Genomic DNA, 18,692 nt, shown 5'->3' with positions numbered 1-18,692 from the left:
GCTGGGGCGAAAGGGGTGGCGAACATGGATGCGGAACGCGTACGTGAGGATTTCCCGATTTTGGGACAGCAGGTTCACGGCCATCCTCTCGTGTATTTGGACAACTCGGCGACGACGCAAGTTCCCGAGCAGGTGCTCTCCACTGTTGCCGAGCACTATCGGACGAGCAACGCGAACGTGCATCGTGGGATGCATTATCTGGCGCATGCCTCGACCGACGCGCTTGAGCATGCTCGGGAGACGGTTGCCCGCTTTGTCGGCGCGGCCGATTCGTCGTGCGTGGTGTTTACACGCGGCACGACCGATGGCTTGAACATGGTGGCCCGCGGCTTGGCGCACGTGCTCGGGCCCGACGATGCCGTCGTGGTGAGCCTTATGGAGCACCACTCCAATTATGTTCCCTGGCAGCAGGCGTGTTTTGCCAAAGGCGCCGACTTCCGCGTCGCTGGGCTCACTGCCGAGGGCGATTTCGATGAGGCCCATTACGCGGAGCTGCTCGCCGATGGCAAGGTGAAGATCGTCGCGATGACGGGGTGCTCGAACGTGCTCGGCACCGTGACCCCCGTGAAGAGGCTTGCCAAGATGGCCCATGATGCGGGCGCCTTGTTCGTGCTCGACGGCGCGCAGATCATGCGCCATGGAGTGGTCGATATCGCGGATCTCGGTGTCGACTTCCTGTCCTTTTCGGGCCACAAGATGATGGCTGGCACGGGCATCGGCGCGCTTTGCGGCACGCGCGACGCGCTCGAGATGCTTGCCCCCCGCGATTTCGGCGGCGAGATGGTAGGGAAGGTGACGCAAGCGCTGACCACCTGGGAAGAGCTTCCCCTGCGCCTGGAGGCGGGCACACCGAACTACGTCGGTGCGATCGCGCTCGGCGCGGCATGCGACTACCTGTGCGCTTTGGGTCGCGAGGAGATTGCAGCGTACGAGTCCGAGCTAGTCAACCATGCGGTCGGCGTGCTTGGGAAAATCGAGGGGCTCCACATCGCAGGCTCGCCGAAGGAGCGTGCGGGCCTTGTGTCGTTCACGATCGACGATGTGCATCCGCTCGACTTGTGCACGCTCGTCGATGCGCGCGGAGTCGCCTTGCGCAGCGGCCACAACTGCGCGCAGCCCGTGCTCGATTGGCTCGGGACAAGCAGCGTGGCACGGCTGTCTCCGGCGTTCTACAACACATCCGCCGAGATTGACTACGCTGCGCAGCAGATAGACCGTGCAGCGCAGATGCTCCGGGCGGCACGGCCTCGCAAGTAAGACTATTGCGCTCCATCGCTGAACGAGATCGTACCCGCCTCGCCATCAACGATGCGGCCGATCCTCCACGGCGCGCGCTTCGCCCGCCGCTCGAATTCCCGCTCGAACACCTCTGCCTGGTCTGGGGGGATGGCCGCCAAGATGCCGCCCGAGGTCTGTGGATCGCAGATAACCCCCATGCGGTTGTCGAACTCGTCGTCGTCGAGCGTGCCCTGCCGCACGTATTCCTCCGCGAGGTCCATGATGGAAAACGCCCGGTTGGGGCGACAGTACGCACACGAGAGCTCCCATACGCGCTCGAAGGTGGGGATGGCGCCGAAGTCCAGCTCGGCCGCCACGTTCGACGCTTCGAGCATCTCGTGAAGGTGTCCTGCCAGGCCGAACCCCGTCACGTCTGTTGCTGCATGGACGCTCGCTGCGACCATAGCCTCGCCACCCGCGATGTTGAGTTCCATCATCGACTCGACGGCAGGTCGAAACTCCTGCTGGGTGACGAGCTCGTTTTTCACGGCCGCGCTCATGATCCCTGTGCCGATTCGCTTGGTGAGGTAGAGGATGTCTCCTGCAACCGCGCCGCCGTTGCGCACGATTTTGCCCGGGTCGACGGTGCCGAACACGCACAGGCCGTATTTCGGTTCCTCATCATCGATCGTGTGGCCGCCTGCCACGAACGCCCCCGCCGCATGCGCGGTATCGGCGCCGCCGCGCAGAATCTCGCCTGCGACCTCGGCGCCGAGCTCGCTGTCGAGCGCGAGCAGGTTTAAGGCCACGTGGGGACGGGCCCCCATCGCGAACACGTCCGAAAGCGCGTTCGCCGCCGCAACGCGTCCGAACTCGTAGGGGTCGTCGACGACAGGCGTGAAGAAATCGACCGTGAGCACGGCAGCCGTCGTCTTGTTGATTTCCCATACTGCCGCATCGTCGCTCGTTTCGAACCCGAGGAGGAGCTTGTCCTTGTCGGGCAAATCGATTGCCGGCGAGAGGCAGTGCAGCGCATCTTCGAGGTCGCCCGGACCCCACTTTGCCGCTCAACCGCCCTTGCTGGTGAGCTTCGTCAGCGCAACTTTCTCCTTGTCGCTCATGGCAATCTCCTTTCGAGTCGAATTCAGTATAGCAGCGACATGGGGGACAGCCCTTCCCCTCGATGCCCCGTGCCTCCTCTTTCGGCGTTGTTGCGCAAGACCGCTCGCCTTTCCAGGGGTCATGCCTTTTCGCAGCAGGGGGTTTGTTGCGGGGGATTCGCGCGCATCATTCCTCGAGGTTTATGGAAGAGGGAAAATCAACCCATTTCTGCGCCAGATTCAACCTGTCCATAAAGTGGGCTATTCTTGAATAGGATAATGCAGGTCAATTCAACAATATCTTACAAAACCTTCACATTGCAAAAAAATACTTTCTAAGCTTCCTTTGAAAATGTTGGAGAGAAAGATGCGTTACCCAGTTCAAGTATAAGTTTACAAGTAAAAGGCCGTTCCCCCGACAAATAGCCCTTTTGCGGTCTCATTTGTTGAATTTGTGTCGACAAGTCTCGTACCATGAGCAATCGACGAAAGGGCAGCGTATGCCCTGACGCGGTATAGACGAGGGAAGACGAGAATTTGGAAGGAGAGACGAGATTATGAACCTGACACGCAGGGGCTTCATGAAAGCCACCGGCGCAGCGTTCGCGACGAGCATGGCGTTCCAGTTGACGCAGCAGTCGCCTGCTTTGGCTGTTGAGTCGAACAGCGACTGGAAGCTCGTGAACACTGAAGAGTACACCAACATCTGCTGCTATTGCGCAGGCGGATGCGGTTCGCTTCTTTCGGTGCGCGACGGCGAGCTGATCAATCTCGAGGGTGACCCCGACCATCCCATCAACCAAGGTGGCTTGTGCCCGAAGGGCGCAGCCATGTTCCAGCTCCGCAACATTGTGGATCCGGAAACGCGCGAGGTCATTAAGAACCCCGATCGCGTTACCAAGCCGATGGTGCGCCGCCCCGGTGCTTCCGAGTGGGAAGACATCACCTGGGAGGACGCCGTCAAGGAAATCGCGCGCAAGGTCAAGGACACGCGCGACGCCACGTTTGAGGAAACCGATAAGAACGGCCTCACCGTGAACCGCACCCCGGCAATTGCCAGCCTGGGCGGTAGCCAAGAAAACTCCGAGGAGGAATACCTGATCCTCAAGATGATGCGATCGCTCGGCGTGATCGCCATCGACAATCAGGCGCGTGTTTGACACAGCCCCACCGTTGCCGGTCTGGCAGCATCATTCGGTCGCGGCTCCATGACGAGCCACTGGTGCGACTTCCAAAATACCGACGTCATCCTCCACTGCGGTTCCAACTCCGTTGAGAACCACCCGGTCAGCTCGCTGTGGCTTGGCAAGGCCCACGACCGCGGAGCGAAGTGGATCGTCGTCGATCCCCGCTATACCCGTACTGCCGAGCAGGCGGATATCTACTGCCCCATCCGTTCGGGCACGGACATCGCCTTCTACGGCGGCATGTATCACTGGATCATCGAGAACCTGATCGATCCGAATCTCGAGAAGTACCTCGCCACTGGTGAGATGGGCGACTACAACTACGAGTACCTGCTCAACTACACCAACGCGTCTTACCTGCTCGACCCCGAGTTCGACTTCGATCCCGAAACTGGCCTTTACTCCGGTTGGGACGAGAAGACCAAGACGTACTCCAACCATTCTTGGCATTATCAGACCGAGAAGGAAGAGAACTGGGACACCTCCGCTTCGGGCGACTACGCCTGGGTTAAGAAGGACGGCGTTCCCGAGTTCACCACGCCGACGCTCACCCTCCCCAAGCGCGACATGACGCTTCAGGACCCGATGTGCGTCTATCAGCAGGTGAAGAAGCATTACGAGCGCTACACCCTCGACGCCGTATGCGACATCTGCGGCATGGACAAGGAAACGCTCGAGCTGGTGTACTCCACCTACGGTTCCACCGCAAAGCCCGGCCGTGCTGGCATGGTGCTCTACGCACTGGGCCAGACGCAGCACTCCTATGGCGCCCAGAACACGCGTGCCATGTGCGTTATGCAGCTGCTCCTCGGCAACATCGGCATCCCCGGCGGCGGCGTGAACGCTCTGCGCGGCGAACCCAACGTTCAGGGTGCAACCGACATGGGCATGATGGTGAACGAGCATCCCGCTTACCTGAAGTGGGCAAACACCACCGATCGTTCCAGCTTGCGCAAGTGGCTGGAATCCCAGACGTATTCCGCCGGCTACTACACCAACAAGCCGAAGTTCATCGTGTCCTCCCTCAAGGAGTGGTTCGGCGACGCCGCAACCGTCGAGAACGACTACGGCTACGACTGGTGGCCGAAGGTTCCCTCCGAGAAGGGCGACCAGGACTACACGCATATCTCCACGTTCGAGCTCATGAAGCAGGGCGTCATCAAGGGCTACTTCAACTGGGGTATGAACCCCTGCCACTCGGCCCCGAACGCCGGCAATGTACGCCGCTCGATGGCGAACCTCGATTGGCTCGTCGTGGCCGACCAGGTCGAAACCGAGTCGGCGGCCTTCTGGAAGGCTCCGGACATGAACCCGGCCGAGATCCAGACGACCGTGTACTTCCTCCCCTGCGCGCTCATCTACGAGAAGCCCGGTACCATCCTGAACTCCGGTCGTTGGCTGCAGTGGCGCTACCAGGCAGTCGAGCCGTGGGACCAGGCGAAGCCTGACCTCGAGATGTGCGACCTCCTGTGGACGGAGATCTGCCGTCTGTACAAGGAGGAAGGTGGCGCGAACCCCGCCCCGATCCTCAACACGAAGTGGGATTATTACGTCAACGGCAAGATCGATTTCCGTCCGGTTTCCTGGGCGCTCAACGGCTACCGTACGGCCAACTCCGACTTCAAGGCGGGCAAGGTCGACCTGCTTAAGGGCTACTCCGAGCTCGGCGCCGACGGCTCCACCTCCTGCGCGATGTGGATCTACTCGGGCTTCTACAACAACAACGACGCGCCGCTCGATCCGGCCCAGCAGCCGATCGGCCGCCGCGACAACAACGACAAGTCGGGTCTTGGTCTGAACTCCAACTGGGCGTTCAGCTGGCCTTCCAACCGTCGTATCTTGTACAACCGCAACTCCTGCGACACCAAGGGCAAGCCGTGGAACCCCGACAAGAAGCTCATGGAGTGGGATGGCAGCAAGTGGGATCTGGTCGACCAGGGCGACTTCGTGTCCGCTAAGAACGGCCAGCAGGTTCCGCCGAACAACAACACGTTCTTCATGCTGTGGGAGCAGAACGCGCGTCTGGAATCCTACGGTATGGAAGACGGCCCGATGCCCGAGCACTACGAGCCGTTCGAAAGCCCGTTCGACAACGCGCTCAACGGTTCGCAGAACAACCCGATGATCAAGTTCACGGAATACGAGTCCACCGCACACGGCGGAACCGACGAGTACCCGATCATCGCGACCACGTACTCCGTCACCGAACATTGGCAGACTGGCGGCCAGAGCCGCTCCTGCCCGGCACTGGTGGAGGCTATGCCGTCGCAGTTCTGCGAGATGTCCGAAGAGTTCGCCGCTGAGAAGGGCATCAAGCCTGGCGACAAGGTCCGCGTGTGGAACAAGCGTGGCTCCGTCGTGGTCGACGCCTACGTCACCAAGCGTCTGAAGCCGTTTACGATCCACGGCAAGACGCAGCATCAGGTGGGCCTCACGCACCACTTCGGCTGGACGCACCTGTACGGCACGGGCGACACCGTAAACGACCTGACCCCGAACGTCGGCGACCCGAACACCATGGTGCCCGAGTATAAGGCGTTCCTCGTCAACATCGAGAAAGCATAAGGAGGGGGTAAGACATGACTGAAATGGCTATTCTTTACGACACCTCCCTGTGCACGAACTGCAAGGGCTGTCAGGTTGCCTGCAAGGTGTGGAATAACCTGCCGTCCCCGATCGGCACCAACGAGAACAAGTTCTCCGGTTCGCTTCAGAACCCGGCAGACCTGAACGGAAACACGCGCCTGATCCAGACGTTCCAGGAGCGCGACGCGGTTCGCGGGCAGAAGCCCGTCGACTGGATCTTCAACCGTCGTTCCTGCCAGCATTGCACCGAGGCTCCTTGTGCCACGGTGTGCCCTGCTGGTGCCATCACGAAGGACGAGGACACCGGATTCGTCCACGTCGACGACTCCAAGTGCGTCGGCTGCCATTACTGCGAAGGCGTGTGCCCGTTCGACGTGCCGCGCTACCGCACCGAGGGTATCCGCGACTACGTTAACAAGTGCACCGGCTGCCCGGATCGCGTGGCTCAGGGCATGGATCCGGCTTGCGTTTCCACTTGCCAGCCCAATGCGCTTCGCTTCGGGCCGCGCGACGAGATGCTCGAGCTTGCCCAGGAGCGCCTTGAGATCTTGAAGGGCCGCGGCTATGAGGATGCCGAGATCTACGGTGTCAACGAGATGGGCGGTCTGCATGTGATCTCCGTGCTGAAGTACGGGCGCGAGGCCACGGGTCTTCCGGCCAATCCGTCCGCTCCGGCAACGGTGGGTATGACCCGCGTCATGAAGCCCATCACGGGCGTCGTTACCGGCCTCACGGTTGTGGGCCTCGCGGCAATGTTCGCTCTGGGCGTGGGCTACAAGCGCGACAAGCTCGTGTACAACCCCGAGACCGAGGACACCGTCAGCCTGATCACCGGCGACGTTGTCAAACATGGCGACGCTCAGGACGAGAAGTCCATCAAGGAGCACATTCTCGAGAATCATCCATTCGGCATCGGGAAGGGAGGCAGCGATGAGTAACGAAGCAGTGAACGTTTCTCCTGAGCAGCTTGCCGCTGACAAGCAGTTCCTCAAAGATCGCGAAGCCGCTGGAACCGAGCGCTACATCAAGCGCCACTCGCTGCAGGCTCGTTGGACGCATGGCATCGCAGTTACCGCCTGCCTCCTTTTGTGCTTGAGCGGATGCTTTGTGTTCATTCCGCCTCTGGCTCAGATGGTGGGCTCCGACGTCGTGTTCGTCTTCCGCATGGTGCATCGTGTGTGCGGCGTCATCTTCGTCGTGGTTCCGCTGTTCAGCGCTATTGCATCGCCCAAGGGCGTCGGTCATATCGTGAAGAACCTCTTCGCGAAGTGGACCTCCGACGACAAGAAGTGGATGATGCTGTTCTTCCCCTACCTGTTCATGGCAAAGTGGATCCACATGCCGGACCAGGACGAGGTGAAGTCCGGCCAGCGCTTCGCCGACGGCATGCTGTGGCTGTTCGGCCTGCTCATGGCTGTCACTGGTGTTTTCCTGCTCATCGGCGAGCTGGGTCTGAACCTCGGCACGACGGCTCATGGCGTCCTGCTGTTCCTGCATGACTTCGGCTTCCTGATGATCGCCGTGTTCGGCTTGGCTCACATCTTCCTGGGTGCGGGCATCTTCCAGCCCTATCGCGGCACCTACAAGCTCATGTTCGGCAACGGCATGGTTTCCGAGTCCGACGCGATCTACCACTGGGGCCACTGGGCTCGCAAGGAGATCACTGAGGGCAAGAACGTGGTTGAGAAACCGGTTACCAAGTAATTGATTTTGCCGGCCATTGTGGCTGGTGGAAAGCTTTATTCGGCGGACCCATCCGACAATCTCGGGTGGGTCCCCGTTCTCTGTGGGGATAGATGGCTCGCTATTTGTCCGCCTCGCGTCAAACGCTTGGATTGGGGCGAGGCAGGCAAATACGATCGACGAGAAAGGCGTGGACATGAACAACAAGGCTGCCAAGCTTGCGGCGGAGCATTATGGGAAAACGCTCGATGAGGTCGAAGTTTCGCGCATCGATTTCTTCATGAGCCTGTGGGCGGCGCTCGATGGCGCCGATGCGGCGGGGCAGACTGCTGCGGGCTATGAGGTGCCTCCTGCGGAGCGCGTGGCCGCGCTTTCCGAGGCGGAGATCCCCGTGTTCTCGAACGCCCCTGTGAAAATCGATGCAGAGGCGCTTGCTCGCGGGATGTCTGCGGTGATCGCCCGCGCTGCCGAGCTGGGTGGGTTTGACGCCGAGATGGCCGCTGCGCTTACGGGTGTCAACTGGGATGACGCCATTGCTGCAAGCGATGTCGCACTGGCGGGAAAGAAGCCGATGGAGTATCTGGCCGCGTTCGCCGAGCAGCTGGTGGACGGCGGTATGACCGAGCTTCAGGCGCAGATGGGCCAGCTGTTCGCGTCGCTCGCGCTTCGTTGGCAGCTCGAGGGTCCGGCCGAAGCGGTGGCCCGTGCCCGAAAGAAGGCGAAGGTGTTCTACGACCACCAGATGCACTGCCCTGCATGCGGCGGCGATGCGGCGCTCGCGCGCGTGGGCGAAGGTGGTTCGGGCGACGGCCGCAACAAGACCCTGTGGTGCGCGCAGTGCGGGACGAGCTGGGAATTCGATCGCATCCGCTGCCCTCGCTGCGGCACGCGCAACCAAGGGAACTTGCACTACTTCAACATCGAGGGCGATGAGGGCCATCGCATCGGCACGTGCGACGAGTGCGGCAGCTACATCCGCGCGCGCTTCGCAGGTGAAGGCGACAACGCGCCATATTCTCCTGAGGTCGAAGACGTCGTGATGGCCCGCCTCGACGCCGTGGCGATGGACCCCTCTTTTGCGGGCGGGTCGGCCAAGCGCACAGGAGAATAGGCGAGCAAGCAGGTGAATAGTCGAGCGAACCGCGGGTAATGTGAGCTTTCTTCTCGCTGACGTGGGGTCTCATTCAAGGGCGTCGACGTTGTCGGCGCCCTTGCTTTCCCCAATAACGGTCCGCTAAAGAAGCCGCGGCATCAAAATGAAGACACCAATACCCACCTCGATTCTGCCTTGCTTGTATTGAATCGTCGAAACCACGAAGGCGCGGCCTGGTTCGCCTATACTGATGCTCATCTCACAAACTAACAAGAAGGCGAGTTTTACATGATCGAAGTGCTTTGGCACGGTCGCGGCGGGCAGGGGGCCTTCACAGCGGCACGGCTTTTGGGCGCGGCGTCCTCGTTCGCTGATGGCTCCTATGCGCTGGCGTTCCCCTCGTTCGGCCCTGAACGCCGCGGCGCCCCTATGCGCGCGTTCACTAAGATGTCGCGCGAGCCGATTGGCGACCGCAGTGCAGTGAGCAGGGCGAACTACGTTATCTACCTCGACGATACGCTGCTTGGCGAAGGTTGGGAGGACGAGCTGCTTCCTGATGGGAAAGTCATCGTGAACTCGGTGCGCTCGTTCGGCGATCCACGCATCGTTGCCATCGATGCGAATGGCATCTCTCAAGAGATTCTTGGCCGGCCGATTCCCAACACGGCGCTTCTCGGTGCGCTGTGCTCGGTGTGCGACTACGTGAGCGCCGACAACGTGAAGCGAGCCATCGAGGGCTATATGCCCGCGAAGCTGCACGAGAAGAACAAGCGCGTAGTCGATGCGGCGCTTGAGGCGGTGGGGAAAACTCGCGCAGCGGGAGTGGCCGTAAATACCGACGAGTCCCTCAAATCCCAGGTCATCGGCTCTGTTTCACGTGAAACGACCAAGGATGCGCATTTCGATGCGCCCGCTTCCCGTGGCGAGACGGTCATACCTACGCTGCAAACCGACGCGCTCGATCCCGCCGACTTCGCCCATACTACCTGCTACGACGGTGGTTACCTCGTGGCGAAGAACGCAGGCTGGCGCAATATGCGTCCGGTGCTCGATGCCGGGAAATGCACGGGCTGTCTGCAGTGCTACCTGTACTGTCCCGATGGCTGCCTCTTCCGTCCTGCGCGGCAGACGGCCGATGCGGCGGGCACGGCAGCCGTGGCTATCGATTACGATTTCTGCAAGGGGTGCGGCGTGTGTGTCGAGATGTGCCGCTTCGGTGCGCTTGCCATGGTCCCCGAAAGCGAGGGTGATGAGCGATGAAGCGTTTCCTTTCAGGCGACGAAGCCTTCGCCGAAGGTGTTCGTCTCGCGAAACCGCAGGTGATTTCCGCTTACCCCATCACGCCGCAGACCGTCGTGGTCGAGCGTCTTTCCGAGATGGTGGAAGAGGGCTCGCTCAAGGCGGAATACGTGCATGTGGAATCCGAGCATTCTGCCCTTTCCTGTGCGATGGGCGCATCAGCCACGGGCGCGCGCACGTTTACGGCGACCTCGAGCCAGGGCCTTCTCTACATGGCGGAGGTCCTCACCTACGCTGCGGGTGGGCGTTTTCCCATCGTGATGATGAACGCGAACCGCGCAACGGCGCTCCCGTGGAACATCTACGGCGATCAGCGCGATTCGCTGGCGCTGCTCGACCATGGGTGGATCCAAGCGTATGCGGAAAGCAATCAAGAGGCGCTTGACCTGGCGCTTATGGCATATGCGGTGGCCGAAGACCCTGCGGTGCTCACTCCGTTTATGGTGAACCTCGACGGGTTTGCGCTCACGCATACCTACGAGACGGTCGATGTGCCCGCCGAGGAAGACGCCGATGCGTTCTTGCCGCCATATCAGGCGACGAACTGCTTCGACTTCGAGCATCCGAAGAACATCGGATATTCCGCCGGCCCCGACTACAACCGCTACTTCAAATACTACGAGCACAGAGACATGCTCGGCGCGTTCGAGGCGATCGCTCGCGTGGAAGCGCATTTTGCGGAATGCTTCGGTCGAGCGTATACGGGTCCTGTTGAAGCGGTGAGCTGCGACGATGCTGAAGCTATTCTTGTGACGCTGGGCTCGATTGCGGGGCTTGCGCGCGAGTCGGTCGCAAGGCTGCGCGAGCAGGGCAAGCGCGTAGGCCTTCTGCGCATCCGCTACATGCGTCCCTTCCCGGCGAAGCTTATCGCCGAAGCGCTTGCGGGTGCGGCGGCGGTCGGCGTGCTGGAGAAGGACATCTCCTTCGGGGCTGAGGGCACGGTGTTCACGAACGTGAATTCCGCGCTCCAGCAAGCGGGGTGCACGACGCCGACGTTCAACTTCATCGGCGGCCTCGGCGGTGACGACATCACGAGTGCCCAGATGGACGCCATGTTCGACGCGCTGCTCGATAGCGTGGGCGAGCGAGGGCACGATGTTGCTGCCGCCGGGCGGAGCTGCGACGATGCCTCTACTGGCCAGGGAGCTGGGCTTGGCCGCGTGAGCTTCCTCGGGATAGACTTTTCCGTTGCAAGCCAGCCTGCATGCGGCGACGATTGCAAAGAAGGTGCGCGATAATGGCGATGAATGCGAAGAACATGCCTGCTGACGAGCTGTTTTTCGGGCACAAGGCATGCGCTGGTTGCGGCGGGTCGCTTGCGGTCCGCGCGGCACTGAAGGTGCTCGGACCGAACGCGGTGGCGGCGCTACCCGCAGGCTGCATGAGCGCCGTCGGCTTCAACTTCCCTCAGCTGTGCTTTGCGAACAACGCGATGATCACGCCTTTTGCGGCCACGGCGGCCGTGCTCACGGGCATCGAGGCCGGTTTGCGGGCTCAGGGGAAGAAGCCCGACGATTGTACGGTCGTCGGCTTTGCGGGCGACGGCGGCACGGCAGATATCGGCATCCAGGCGCTTTCGGGCGCGATCGATCGCAACGACGACGTCCTCTATATCTGCTACGACAACGAGGCGTACATGAACACGGGCATCCAGAAAAGCTCGCTCACCCCCTTCGGTGCTAAGACCACAACGACGCCCGTAGGGAAGAACTCCCACGGATGCCTCACGCAGAAGAAGAACGTGTTCGAGATCGTCGCAGCTCACGGGCTTCCCTATGCCGCAACGGCGAGCGTCGGGTATATGAGCGACTTCCTGAAAAAGCTCGAGCGCGCGAAGGGTATCCACGGTACGCGGTTCATTCACGTGATCGCGCCGTGCCCGACGGGGTGGGGTGCTCCCGAGTCGAAGATGGTCGATCTCGCTCGCGATGTGGTCGATTGCGGGCTGTGGTATCTCGCCGAATATGAGGGCGAACAGGTGAGCGGCGTCCCTGGTGGGACGTTCACGCTCAACTGCAAGCCCCGTGAGTTCGCGAGCGTGCGCGATTACCTGAAGGGCCAAGGCCGCTTCCGTGCTCTTAGCGACGAGGAGATTTCCCTGGTCGAGCGCTCGCGCGACGCAAAGTGGGAAATGATCGAGCGCGATTGGGCTTAACGCTAGCCGTCCACCCCGAGTTGGGCTTCGTGGCGCTCGCCCTTGTCGATGATGTCGACCGACTCGATGCTTGAGACGTCGCCGCCTTCGACTCGGTACTCGGTGAGGCGCAGGTCCATGGTCTCGATATCGCTCGCCGGCTTTTTCAGCTGCACAACGAGGGTCGATCCTTCCTGGGTGATTGATTCGATTTCTTTTCCGGGAATCGACCCTCCTGAAAGCTGCACCTGAATCCAGCCGTCTTGCGGTTTCCAGCCGCTGCCCGGCATGGCCACGATGGCGCCGCCGGAAACCTGCATACACAATACGGGCAGGTCGTCGTCTTGCGTCCATGTCCATGTGGCTTTGGCGTCGTCCGAGGCGCTGCAGCCGAGTGCTGTTGCGGCAACGGCTGTGCATGCTGTCGTCACAAATGCCCTTCTTGTCATATGCTTTGCCATTGTCGCCTCCGTTCCGAGCGGCTTTCATTGGTTGCCATTGTCCCATATTTGGCACTGGGCCGTCGAGGTGGCGGGCTCTCGAGGCTCCGAGGAGGGTGGAAAGCGGGGCGCAACGAGGGCTTTGCCGGCACTCATGATGTCCTCGTCGAGGCGAGAAAGCCGTGTGCAGACTATGCGCGCGAAATTGCCGCGTCGTCGTTTAAATGACTCTCTTCTTGCAGTTCCCGTAGAAAGCGAATGGTCCCTGCGCGTTTGGGGCGCAAAAGCGCTACCATGTGGCGTTGATTTCGAGAAAGTCACGAAGGGGACCCATGTTATCCGAACGAGTGCTCACTAACCTGGTCAAAGGCATTGCCAAGCAACACCTTGACCTGCATCCGACCGACGAGAAGTTCTTCCCCGGCCCGAAGCCCGGCGAGAAGTACATGCTGTATATGCACGTGCCGTTTTGCCAGGTGCTTTGCCCATACTGCAGCTTCAATCGCTATCCGTTCCGCGAGTCCGTTGCGCGTCCGTATTTCGAGAACATGCGCAAGGAAATGATGATGCTCAAGGATTTGGGATACGACTTTGAAAGCCTCTACATCGGCGGCGGCACGCCGACCATCATGCTCGACGAGCTGTGCAAGACGATCGACCTTGCGCGCGATAACTTCAACATCAAGGAAGTGTCGTCGGAGACCAACCCCAACCACCTCGTGCAGCCATGGCTCAATGAGCTGAAGGGACGCGTTCAGCGTCTGTCCGTCGGCGTGCAGAGCTTCAACAACGACCTGCTCAAGCAGATGGACCGCTACCACAAGTACGGTTCGGGCGAGGAAATCTTCGAGCGCATCGGCGAGGCGGTTCCGTATTTTGACTCGCTCAACGTGGACATGATCTTCAACTTCCCCTCGCAAACCGAGGACATCCTCTTCGACGACCTTGAGAAGATCGTCGAATGCGGCGCGCGTCAGACCACGTTCTCGCCGCTCTACATCTCGTCTGCAACCACACGCAAGATGGTTGAGACGCTCGGGCGCATGGACTACAACCGCGAGTACCGCTACTACCAGATTCTCGACGGTGTGCTTGCCGGCGGCGATCACCCGTTCTTCGAGCGTGACACCATCTGGACGTTCACGCGCTTGAATGACCAGGGGAAGAAGGATGTTGAGCTGCCGTTCGAGGAGCTGCAGGTGTCATACAACGAGTACCCGGCAATCGGTTCGGGCTCGATCACGCACTTGAACGGCTGCCTGTATGTGAACTCGTTCAGCCTGCAGGAATACAACGATGCCATCCAGGCGGGCCATATGTCCATCATGGGCAAGTCGGTCATGGCGAAGCGCGACCTGGAGCGCTACTACTTCCTTCTGCATCTCTACCAGCTGCACCTCGACAAGCATGCGTTCGAGCGCGAGTTCGGCGAGCCGCTTGAGCTGGCGCTGCCGATCGAGCTCGCATTCATGCGCGCGAACAGGTCGTTCGCGATCGACAACGACGACGAGCTCATGCTGACGACGAAGGGCCGCTACCTGACCCTCGTCATGTACCGTCAGTTCCTTTCGGGCATGAACAACCTGCGCGATCAGGCACGCGCGGCGCTTTCCGGTCCCGAGCGCGAGCTACTCTTCGGGGATGGAGAGCCGGAAATTCAGATGGCGTGCTAGGGGGCTTTCCTTCCTAGCAGAACAACCTTATAGCTGGAAGCGAAGCGGGCGATCGGGATGGTCGCTCGCTTTTGGTTTCGGGCTTGATTCGATCTCTGTCGTCGATGCAGGGGCTTGGCCTTGCGGCGCTTGTGTCGTTTCAAGCCCAGCCCGTAGCAGGTGAGCCCGTTATTGCCTTCTAGCGGTTTTGCAGGTAGCGCATGAGGATGGTTGCCGCCTCCGCGCGCGTCGCGTTGTCGATCGGGTTGAGCCATGCTTTGTTGCTCGCGTCGATCTTGCCGGAGATGATTCCCTTGTCGACAGTCCAGCTCAGAGCCGTTTTCGCCCATGAGTCGACCGCATTGGCGTCGGGGAACTGCCCAAGCTTCACGCCGTCGCTCGTGGGATTCTTCCCGTCCATCCGCTTGGCGAAGTTCGCCAGCATAACGGCGATCTCCTCGCGCGTGATGGACGCGTCGGGGCAGAAGTCGTTGCTGTCGCCGTAACCCTTCACAATCTCGGTCGCGCGCGCCCATCGGATAGCGTCCCCGTAATAGCTGTCGTAGTCGACGTCGGCGAACGCGGTCGTGGACATGTCCGCCTGCGGGGAACCCTGAAGGCGCCACAGCATAGTGATGAGCTGCCCGCGCGAAAGCGTGTCGTTGGGTCCGAACGTGCCGTTATCGTAGCCTTTCATGATGCCGCGGCTCGACACGTACTCGACTGCCTGCAGATACCAGGCGCCGTCTTCCAGATCGCTGAACGCCTTGTTGGGCTCGGGCGTCGGTGTCGGATTGCTGGGATCGGGTTTGCTGTCGAGGTAGGCGAGGCAATCGGCGAGCTCGTTTCGGTAGCGATTTTGATAGCTGGGCACGTACTGGCTGTTCACATAAGGTAGCTCCGCCACGTGGTCGACGATGTAGTTGCACAGCGTGGTGACGAACTCGCGGTCGCTCATCGTGCCGGAGAGACCTGCGCCGTCGTAGTGCTTCCCGTAGAGCGTGCCGCCGACGAAGAACTGCATGCCGCCTGAGCCGAACAGGTTACAAATGCCACTGACCAGGCCTTTTATGCAATCGCTTCGGCTGTCCATATTGAAGTTGTGCGCGCTGTTGTTGCACAGGCGCAGCGCGTACTCGACGTATTCCTGGTAGAACCAGCCGTCCTGCAGGCGCGAGAATTCCTTGGGGTTCGCCTGGTACGCGGCGGACCACGAATCGTTCAGCCTCTTCCCCGTGTCGGTTAAGGCCTTCTTGCTCGAGTCGTAGAGCTTCATGTTCGAGATATCCACGCTTGCGTCCTTCAGCCACGCGAACATGGAATAGCGCGTCGGGCTGTAGTTGTAACAGGCGACGAGGAAATCCTGCAGGCCGTAGCGGTTGTCGAACTGGTAGCAGCCCATGGCGTGGTAGTTGTCGCCCGCGGAGAGGAGCATGTCGTAGCCCTCGCCGCTCGTGAGCCTGTTGCCGCTCTCGTATTTCGTGAAGTAGAGGAATTCGTCGGAGAACGCGTCGTGCGGTGCGACGGTCGCGTTGAGGTTGACGCTTTGCAGGGTGATGCCTTCCTCTTCTGCCTGGGCAAATGCCTGCTTGTCAATGGGGATGCGGGTGGGCGCGGGGGACGGGGCGTCCTCGCTTTCTTCCTGCGCGAAGGCCACAGCGGGCATACACCCGGCAACAAGTGCGAGCGCGCACGCGATGGAGATGATCTTCATCCGTAGGTCGGTCATGGGGTCCTCGTTTCGTTTTGGCTGCGTTTGTGGTTAGCGTGACGTGACCGTGTTTCCCCTGATTGTAACGTAGGCTCTCTCCGCGTGCGCTCTTATCGCCGTCATTTTTCGAAATCATGGGCAAAAATGCAAGCGATGTTGCCATATATTGCGGATCACCATATATGGTGAAGGGGGAATGTGAAGAAAAGACGACAGCTTTCCATGTGGGGGTTTCACCTGGAAAGCTGCTTTTGAGTATTCGATTACGCGGTCGGCAGGGTTGCTGTGAAGGTGGTGCCCTCTTCGTCGCTGCTCTTCGCGGTTATCGTGCCGCCATGCTCTTCTGCGACTTCCTTCGCGATGGAAAGTCCCAGGCCGAAGCCGCCTGCACCGCTTGTGCGTGCCTTGTCGGCACGGTAGAAGCGGTCGAACACGTGCTGTAGGTCCTCCGCTGGGATGAGCGACCCCGTGTTGTGCACGACGAGGCATGCGTTGCCATTCTGCGCATGCAGCTCGACGCGCGCTTTCCCGTTGTCGCCGGCGTACTTGCACGCGTTGTCGAGAAGCGTCGTGACCAGGCGGCGCAGGCGCTCGATCGATCCCTGCACGGCGATGCCCTCGCCTACGTTGCTTTCCAGCTCGATGGCGCGCTCGAATGCCACTGACTCGAACTGCAGAAGCTCGCCTTCCACCAGGTTCGACAGATCGATGCGCTCCTTCGGCTTCGATTTCACGATGTCGGTCTCCTCGGCGTCGAGGCGCGCCAGGAGAAGAAGGTCGGCCACGAGCCCCTGCATGCGCTCGCCTTCCGCCTGCGTGCTTTCGACCCACTGGATTTGGCTTGCGATGGTGCGCTCGGGGTGTGACATGAGAATCGACGTGTTCGCGAGGATGACGGTGAGCGGGGTCTTCAGCTCATGCGAGGCATCAGCTACGAACTGCCGCTGCTGCTCCCACGCGCGCTTCACCGGGCGCAGGGCCCAGCGCGAGAAGAACACGCTGATCACGAAGAAGATGGCGAGTGCGACCACGCCGACGCCCGCGAGGGTGAGCGCGAGGGTCTGCCATCCGTTTGCGGAGCTGACATCGGCAAACGCGACGCGCGCGATGCTGGTGTCGGAAGTGCGCTTCTCGTAGAACAATCCAAGGTCGGCAAGCTCTCCCGAACCATCGGGGGCATCCGCGAGCTGGGATATCGCTTTTTCGAGCACGTCGTCTGCAATCGATGCGGAAGCCGCCGACCCTGCGAGCTCGTAGCTGCCGCTCTTGAGGATGCGATACACGGCCACAGGGACATGCGGGCCGCTTCCCGCAGGTCCGCCGCCGATTTGCGGAGGGGTGCCATGCCGCGTGCCATCGTCTTTCCAGTCCCCGTCCGCCTGCTCGTCGGGGTCGCCCGCGTCTTGCCCCTGGCCTTGTCCGGGGTCGCCCGCGTCTTGTTCCCGTGCGCCTTCCTGCCCCTGGGTGTCGCCGTCGGTCAGTGCGCGACTCTTCGACTCCGTGAACGCGATGGCGTTGCTCATCGCTTCGTGCACGGAAGCCACGCTTTGCTGGTAGTTGATGACGCAGATGGCGGAGAAAATCACGGCGAGTACCACGGCCACGGTGGCCATGTTGAGCGCGATGAACTTGATGCGGAGCTTTTTCAGCATAGGAATCTTTTCGTGGAATGCGGCGCAGTCTTACGCGCTCGCGCGATTGTCGGTTGCGGCGCCTTCCGCGGCGAAGCGATACCCAGCGCCGCGCAGTGTCTCGATGCGCGATGCCGAGCCGAGAAACTTCAGCTTTTTGCGCAGGAACGATACGTAGGCTTCTACGTTATTCTCGTCGGCGGCTGCCTCCAGGCCCCACACTTTCTCGATCAGCGTGGCCTTCGACGCCGCAGCGCCCGCGTTCGCCATAAGGACGCGGGCGAGTGAGAACTCCTTGTAGCTGAGGTGAATCGACTGGTCGCCGCAGGTCAAGTCGTGGCTTTCCAGGTTCAACGAAACGTCCCCCGACGTGATCGTCTCGAAGAGCACCTCGCCTTGGCGGCGCGTGAGTGCGCGCAGGTGCGCCATGAGCTCGGCTGGTGAAAACGGCTTGGTCATGTAATCGTCGGCGCCCGAGTCGAGCCCGCAGATCTTGTCGGGCACGGCGTCGCGCGCGGTCAGGAGCAGCACGGGCGTGTTCACGCCGGCGCGCCGTAGGTTCGACACGACGGTGAACCCGTCCATCTTCGGCAGCATAACGTCGAGGATGACGACGTCGTAGATGCCGCTTTCCGCATAATCGAGTCCCGACTGCCCGTCGTGCACGGCGTCGGTTTTGTAGCCGCTTTCCTCGAGGATGCGGCAAAGTGCCTGGGCAAGGCGTACATCATCTTCGACTATGAGAATCTGCACAGCGCTCCTCTTTCACGTTCGGTGCTTTCTTGATTGGAATACTAGCACGGTTTTGCTAAGGAAACGCCTCGACGCGGGTCCTTGCGGGCGCTTCGCCGAGACGCGAACGGCCGCCACCGCCTCCGCGCTGGGGATCGTGGATGGGGCGGTTGCGGCCGTGAGGCTATTGTCGGGGACGACCCTGAAAACAACCTGAAAGAAACTG

14 protein-coding genes are annotated in these 18,692 nt (G+C 61.0%); 9 read left to right on the top strand and 5 right to left on the bottom strand.

The genetic code is table 11. The annotated features are described in order from the left end of the window. The first annotated feature begins 24 nt into the window (after positions 1-24). Complete coding sequence (locus tag F8C90_RS02615) at positions 25-1,257, top strand: aminotransferase class V-fold PLP-dependent enzyme (protein WP_158048893.1); 1,233 nt, start codon at positions 25-27, stop codon at positions 1,255-1,257. A 2-nt stretch (positions 1,258-1,259) separates the two neighbouring features. Here F8C90_RS02615 and selD read toward each other — a convergent pair whose 3' ends face one another. Further along, entirely contained in the window at positions 1,260-2,339 is a 1,080-nt protein-coding gene (gene selD / locus F8C90_RS02610; RefSeq protein ID WP_158048892.1) for a selenide, water dikinase SelD, read from the bottom strand. 536 nt (positions 2,340-2,875) lie between these two features. On the opposite strand from selD, the gene F8C90_RS02605 reads away from it, so the two are divergent. From F8C90_RS02605 to F8C90_RS02575, 7 genes are all read left to right on the top strand, one after another. Then, on the top strand, positions 2,876-6,070 hold the full coding sequence (locus F8C90_RS02605) for a molybdopterin-dependent oxidoreductase (RefSeq protein WP_158048891.1): 3,195 nt from the start codon (positions 2,876-2,878) through the stop codon (positions 6,068-6,070). Positions 6,071-6,084: 14 nt separating this feature from the next. Continuing rightward, complete coding sequence (locus F8C90_RS02600; RefSeq protein ID WP_158048890.1) at positions 6,085-7,029, top strand: 4Fe-4S dicluster domain-containing protein; 945 nt, start codon at positions 6,085-6,087, stop codon at positions 7,027-7,029. Further along, complete coding sequence (locus tag F8C90_RS02595; RefSeq protein ID WP_158048889.1) at positions 7,022-7,795, top strand: cytochrome b/b6 domain-containing protein; 774 nt, start codon at positions 7,022-7,024, stop codon at positions 7,793-7,795. The genes F8C90_RS02600 and F8C90_RS02595 overlap by 8 nt, the downstream gene beginning before the upstream one ends. Before the next feature lie 175 nt (positions 7,796-7,970). Next, positions 7,971-8,885 (top strand): formate dehydrogenase accessory protein FdhE, encoded by a 915-nt coding sequence (locus F8C90_RS02590; protein WP_158048888.1) that lies wholly within the window; start codon positions 7,971-7,973, stop codon positions 8,883-8,885. Between the two features lie 270 nt (positions 8,886-9,155). Then, positions 9,156-10,127, top strand: a complete 972-nt coding sequence (locus F8C90_RS02585; protein WP_158048887.1) for a 2-oxoacid:acceptor oxidoreductase family protein — start codon at positions 9,156-9,158, stop codon at positions 10,125-10,127. After that, positions 10,124-11,404, top strand: a complete 1,281-nt coding sequence (gene porA / locus F8C90_RS02580) for a pyruvate ferredoxin oxidoreductase (protein WP_158048886.1) — start codon at positions 10,124-10,126, stop codon at positions 11,402-11,404. The genes F8C90_RS02585 and porA overlap by 4 nt, the downstream gene beginning before the upstream one ends. After that, positions 11,404-12,321, top strand: a complete 918-nt coding sequence (locus F8C90_RS02575; RefSeq protein WP_158048885.1) for a thiamine pyrophosphate-dependent enzyme — start codon at positions 11,404-11,406, stop codon at positions 12,319-12,321. Before porA ends, F8C90_RS02575 begins: the two co-directional genes overlap by 1 nt. A gap of 2 nt (positions 12,322-12,323) precedes the next feature. Here F8C90_RS02575 and F8C90_RS02570 read toward each other — a convergent pair whose 3' ends face one another. Further along, on the bottom strand, positions 12,324-12,731 hold the full coding sequence (locus tag F8C90_RS02570) for a hypothetical protein (RefSeq protein WP_158048884.1): 408 nt from the start codon (positions 12,729-12,731) through the stop codon (positions 12,324-12,326). A 341-nt stretch (positions 12,732-13,072) separates the two neighbouring features. Between F8C90_RS02570 and F8C90_RS02565 the strand changes: the two genes are divergently transcribed. After that, on the top strand, positions 13,073-14,413 hold the full coding sequence (locus tag F8C90_RS02565; protein ID WP_158048883.1) for a coproporphyrinogen III oxidase family protein: 1,341 nt from the start codon (positions 13,073-13,075) through the stop codon (positions 14,411-14,413). Between the two features lie 178 nt (positions 14,414-14,591). On the opposite strand, the gene F8C90_RS02560 is transcribed toward F8C90_RS02565, so the two are convergent. From F8C90_RS02560 to F8C90_RS02550, 3 genes are all read right to left on the bottom strand, one after another. Then, positions 14,592-16,121: an S-layer homology domain-containing protein gene (locus F8C90_RS02560; protein ID WP_158048882.1), complete on the bottom strand. Its 1,530-nt coding sequence runs from the start codon at positions 16,119-16,121 to the stop codon at positions 14,592-14,594. A gap of 245 nt (positions 16,122-16,366) precedes the next feature. Continuing rightward, positions 16,367-17,755 (bottom strand): sensor histidine kinase, encoded by a 1,389-nt coding sequence (locus tag F8C90_RS02555; RefSeq protein ID WP_158048881.1) that lies wholly within the window; start codon positions 17,753-17,755, stop codon positions 16,367-16,369. A gap of 30 nt (positions 17,756-17,785) precedes the next feature. Further along, positions 17,786-18,487 (bottom strand): response regulator transcription factor, encoded by a 702-nt coding sequence (locus F8C90_RS02550; RefSeq protein WP_158048880.1) that lies wholly within the window; start codon positions 18,485-18,487, stop codon positions 17,786-17,788. Positions 18,488-18,692: the final 205 nt, after the last annotated feature.

Source organism: Ellagibacter isourolithinifaciens (assembly GCF_008831035.1).
In the GTDB taxonomy this organism is placed as follows: Bacteria; Actinomycetota; Coriobacteriia; order Coriobacteriales; family Eggerthellaceae; genus Ellagibacter; species Ellagibacter isourolithinifaciens.
The sequence above is the reverse complement of the archived record's forward strand: the minus strand, read 5'-3'. Positions and strand labels throughout refer to the sequence as shown.

Bases quoted from the DNA above. Each gene is read 5' to 3' on its own strand.
- F8C90_RS02615 (WP_158048893.1), top strand. From the start codon at position 25: ATGGATGCGGAACGCGTACGTGAGGATTTCCCGATTTTGGGACAGCAG.
- F8C90_RS02600 (WP_158048890.1), top strand. From the start codon at position 6,085: ATGACTGAAATGGCTATTCTTTACGACACCTCCCTGTGCACGAACTGC.
- F8C90_RS02595 (WP_158048889.1), top strand. From the start codon at position 7,022: ATGAGTAACGAAGCAGTGAACGTTTCTCCTGAGCAGCTTGCCGCTGAC.
- F8C90_RS02590 (WP_158048888.1), top strand. From the start codon at position 7,971: ATGAACAACAAGGCTGCCAAGCTTGCGGCGGAGCATTATGGGAAAACG.
- F8C90_RS02585 (WP_158048887.1), top strand. From the start codon at position 9,156: ATGATCGAAGTGCTTTGGCACGGTCGCGGCGGGCAGGGGGCCTTCACA.
- porA (WP_158048886.1), top strand. From the start codon at position 10,124: ATGAAGCGTTTCCTTTCAGGCGACGAAGCCTTCGCCGAAGGTGTTCGT.
- F8C90_RS02575 (WP_158048885.1), top strand. From the start codon at position 11,404: ATGGCGATGAATGCGAAGAACATGCCTGCTGACGAGCTGTTTTTCGGG.
- F8C90_RS02565 (WP_158048883.1), top strand. From the start codon at position 13,073: ATGTTATCCGAACGAGTGCTCACTAACCTGGTCAAAGGCATTGCCAAG.
- F8C90_RS02560 (WP_158048882.1), bottom strand. From the start codon at position 16,121: ATGACCGACCTACGGATGAAGATCATCTCCATCGCGTGCGCGCTCGCA.
- F8C90_RS02555 (WP_158048881.1), bottom strand. From the start codon at position 17,755: ATGCTGAAAAAGCTCCGCATCAAGTTCATCGCGCTCAACATGGCCACC.